General features: G+C 41.8%; 2 protein-coding genes. Both read right to left on the bottom strand.

Going from position 1 to position 4,581, the window contains the following annotated elements:
• Positions 1–123: 123 nt before the first annotated feature.
• Complete coding sequence (locus B2V92_RS21780) at positions 124–894, bottom strand: response regulator transcription factor (protein WP_293312109.1); 771 nt, start codon at positions 892–894, stop codon at positions 124–126.
• 2 nt (positions 895–896) lie between these two features.
• Entirely contained in the window at positions 897–4,076 is a 3,180-nt protein-coding gene (locus tag B2V92_RS21775; RefSeq protein WP_293312108.1) for a ligand-binding sensor domain-containing protein, read from the bottom strand.
• Positions 4,077–4,581 lie beyond the last annotated feature (505 nt).

Genomic DNA, 4,581 nt, shown 5'->3' with positions numbered 1-4,581 from the left:
TGTATTTTCGTTGCTTAAATCTTGTTTTATAACCACCTAAGTTCATCTGAGGCCAAGGTCTGTGTCTCTACAGACCTTGGCTTTAAATTATATCACCATTAAAATCTCATATGGCTAAACTCATTATTCTGTATCCTTACTCAACGAATTCATGTATTCCTGTGGTGGAACCTTAAAATACCGGAGGAAGTTTTTATTGAACAAACTCTGTGAGCTGTACCCCACCATTTTCGCGATTTCGAAAAAAGTAAATTCGTTTTGGGCAATCAGTTTGGTGGCTTTTTTTAAACGGGTAACATCAATCAGCTCTTTTGGCGATAGCGCCGAAATTGCTTTGATTTTGCGGTAAAGTGTAGGACGGCTCATGTGCATATGGTCGGCAAGCTGATCGATATCCAGATAGGGATCCTGGATATTCTTGCGGATATATTCATCCAACCGTTTCAAAAATGCCTCTTCCGTTTTGGAGTTTGCAATTACGCGTACATCCTCAAAAGGTGCGTTGGCAAAATGGGTTTTTATTTTTACCCTGTTCTGCAGCAGATTGGCTACCTGCAGGCGTAAAAGCTGGGGCGAAAAGGGCTTTTTAACGTAAAGATCTGCACCAACTTCCAAGCCCTCGATGTGTGCTTTATAGGTGTTTTTAGACGTTAGCAGGATAATCGGGATGTGGCAGTACTCTACATTCGATTTGATCAGTTCGCAGAGTTCAAAACCATCTATGCCCGGCATCATCACGTCAGAAATAATCAGATCGATAATTTCCACATTCAAAATTTCCTGCGCAGCCTCTCCGTTAGCGGCCAGGTGCAATTTATAGGTGTTGCCAAAAACCTGGGTAAGAAACTCCAGGATATCCTCATTATCATCAATAATTAAAATACTGTCGCTCATCTTTATTTTATTTTTTTCCAGCTGCCCAGCTTAAATTCAAACTTCTGGTGTATGGGTAAAGTTAGTTCAAAAACCACGCGGTTAATATCGCTATCCAATAATTTCAGTGCTCCGTTATGCAGTTCGGTTAACGATTTTGCCAATGAAAGGCCAATTCCGGTACCTGGTTTATCTTTGCCATAGAGCCTGAAAAATGGCTCGAATATCTGTTCACGGTATTGCTGCGGAATGCCCCTGCCATCGTTGCTAAAGGTAATGTTAAGCTGTTTATCCTTTTTATCAACCGGATGCAGGTAAATGGCTACTTCGCTGGTGCCGTATTTTATGGCGTTAGAGATCAGGTTATTGAAAATTTTGATTAAAGCCTCCCTGTCGGCAAACGCAATAACCTGGCTTTTGGGCAGTTCGAGTTTTAGTGCAATGCCGCTTTTTTGTGCCTCCTGTTCAAAAGTATCAACCTGCTCTTTCAGTAAGCGGCTAATGTCGGTATTTACAAAATTGAGCCCGAACTGATGCATTTCTGTTTTACGGAAATCGAGCAGTTGATTGGTGAGTTTGGCCAGGCGGTTGGCATTTTTTTCGACCATGATCAAACTGCTTTTAAAAGGCTGCTCCTGGGCCTGCTCCATCATCATTTCTACCGGACCTAAAATAAGCGTAAGCGGGGTTTGGATCTCATGCGCAATATTGGTAAAGAATTCGATTTTTGCCTGGTATATTTCTTTGTCCTTTTCGTGTTCGAACAGCTGGAGCTTATTCAGGTTTTTGCGTTCGATATAGCGGTGATAGTAGCGTATGGCCAGAAAAAGGCCGGTGGCAACCAGTAGCAGGTAACAGATGTAAGCCGTAATGCTTTTCCAGAATGGCGGACGGATTTTGATAAACAGCCGACGCTCTTTACCCGTCCAGCTGTCTACATTGCTTTTGGCCCTCACCAAAAATGTATAATTACCCGGCGATAAATCGGTAAAATAGGCTTTTCGGTTGTTATTAAGATAGGTTACTGCCTGATCTACGCCTTTCATTACATATTCGTAGCGGGTTACCTCGGGTGAGGAGTAATTAAGTGCGGCAAACTCGATGCTGAAGTTATTTTGGTTGTGCGAAAGTACAATGGTATCGGTATAAGAAATAGACCTGCTCAGCGGACTATTTTTACTGTTCGGGAAAACCTCCTCATTGTTGATCTGAAAACCGGTAATAAAGGTTGGTGGAGCAACATCTTTTTTATCAAAATCGTTGGGGTCAAAAGAAATCATCCCCCTTACTGATCCAAAATACATCCTACCATTAGGATCTTTGTATGCCGAACTGAAATTAAACTGATCTGTAATCAGTCCGTTTGATTTGGTGTAAACCGTAAATTTTTCACGTTGCATGTCGAAACAGATCAATCCTTTAAGCGAACTGATCCATAAGTGTTTCGAATTGTCTTCCAATGCCCTGAAAAGAATATTGGTGGGCAGGCCACTTTCGGTGGTAAATTTTTTGATCAATTTCCGATCAGGACTCAGCCTGATCAGCCCGCCGCCTTCGGTAGTAAACCACAACGCATTGTTGCTGTCTTCCATAATGCCGCATACCGGAAATTCGTGCACGGTTTTATTTTTGGGTTTGTTGCCAAAGGTAATATTGCCATGCCTACCTGTTTTGGGGTTGTAGAAAAAAGCCCCCCGCGATACGCTGCCCGTCCATATATTGCCCAGTTTATCTTCGTGGATATCGTAAACATAAGAGTTTACCGGAATTTCTTTTACCCTTTTAAAGGCCCTCTTTTTTGGATTGAAGATAAAAAGTCCTGATCCCATATTATATCCCGTACCCACATATATGGTACTGTCTTTCGAAAGATGAATGGAAAGTACAAAATCGCTTGTTTCCTCATTTTCTTCCCCAATGGTTTTGAAACGGTCTCTCACGATACCTTTTTTGATGTCCATTATTTCCAGCCCATGCAAAAAAGGTCCTACGAGCAACTGGTTCCCCAATGCCAGTAAACCGTGGATATTGGGGTAGGATAGGTTACCCGTTTTACCATTGGCCGTGTAATTGGTGAACAATCCGGTTTTCGGGTCGAATTTATTGATGCCTGCATCTTCGGTACCGATCCATAAATGCCCATAATTATCCGGACAGATTTCCCTCACCGCATTCCCCGAAATAGAATTGATGCCTAAAAGCGGATAATATTTTTCGAATCTTGAATTATTCCTCGAGAAATAGGCCAGTCCGCCAAAATAAGTGCCTGCCCACATGCCACCTTCACTATCCTTACAAACCGTGTATACCGCATTATCGGGCATAGAATAGGGATCACCCGCTCTTTTTCGCAGCACTTGTACGTTACGTGTATTGATATTATAGATGTAAATACCCGATTCGGTGGCCAGCCAGTATTCGCCATTTTCGCCTGCAGTAATGTCGCGCACGTACATATCCGTATTATCACTGTTCTTGAGAATCAGCGAACTGATTGCGCCTGTTTTTGTATTGTAACTCTTTAAACCCTGTTTAAAACACCCTACCAGGATCATGTTGTTGCCGATGGGGAATACCTTACTAATCGAGCGGCGGTTAAGGGGCATGTGTTTATCTATTATCCGCACGCTGCTACTGGAGCCATTTTGGGGGTTATAGGTAACAAGCTGCCCGTCATCATTTCCGATTACAATATTGCCCTGATGATCGAGCGCTATGCAGGCTGCATTTATTTTCAGGTTTACTACCTTATTATCGTTCTGGGTATATTTATGCAGTTCGCGGTTGGCCAGAAAAAACAGGTCGTTCGCCTTATCCACCAGAATGTAGTTGATGTATTTCTGGGCAATCGGCTCAAGCGGGGTAAAAATCTCCCTAAGCGGATCGTATTTAACAATGCCACGACCTGTTCCTACCCACAACATGCCTTTTTTATCTTCGGCAAGGCTCACAATAATGTTGTTGCCGATATTGCCGAACATACTTTTTGAGTTTTTGAAGCTTTTAAAAGTATAGCCATCAAAACGATTCAGTCCGCCACGGGTTCCAATCCAGATCATACCCTGTTTATCCTGTATAACCGTATTCACCGAATTATGGGCCAAACCATCGTCGGCCTGGTACTGCTTAAAATAATGCGATTGCCCACTGCACAGTGAAACGGCAAGAAAACTTATTAAAAAGAAGAATATTTGGCCACGCATACTTTAAGTTAATATCAAATATATATAAATCGAAATGTTAAACTGTCGATTTGTATCCCACCAAAAATGCGATTTGATACTGCGTGTTTTTTAGCTGTTGATTTTCAGTTATTTAAGATGGTTTTCCTTTTTCTTTCTGATGCATTTTTGAGACATATCGACAAAAAGATGAACATTTTGGCCATTAGATAGATCTGTTAAGGTTCTGGTACTTCCAATTTGATATAAAACGACAAAAGAATGAACAGATTTTACAGGCCACATTCTTTTACTTTGACATCAAGTAACCAGATATTCCCCGCTGCATCACCGCTTTAGAAATGGCGTTTTGAGGCTTTATGCCGATTTTAATTTAATAACCTAACCAAATATGAAATACAAAGTTCTACTAAAAAGAATGATTTCAATAGCTTTTTTGCTGGCCTTTTCACTTACAACCTATGCCGGTAATGGCAACGGGGCTAAGGCAGAACCGGATAACAGGCCACGGTTTGCCGCTGTTGGC

It is taken from the genome of Pedobacter sp. UBA5917, assembly GCF_002432345.1.
Lineage (GTDB): Bacteria > Bacteroidota > Bacteroidia > Sphingobacteriales > Sphingobacteriaceae > Pedobacter.
This window is presented reverse-complemented; position numbering and strand designations above follow the sequence as displayed.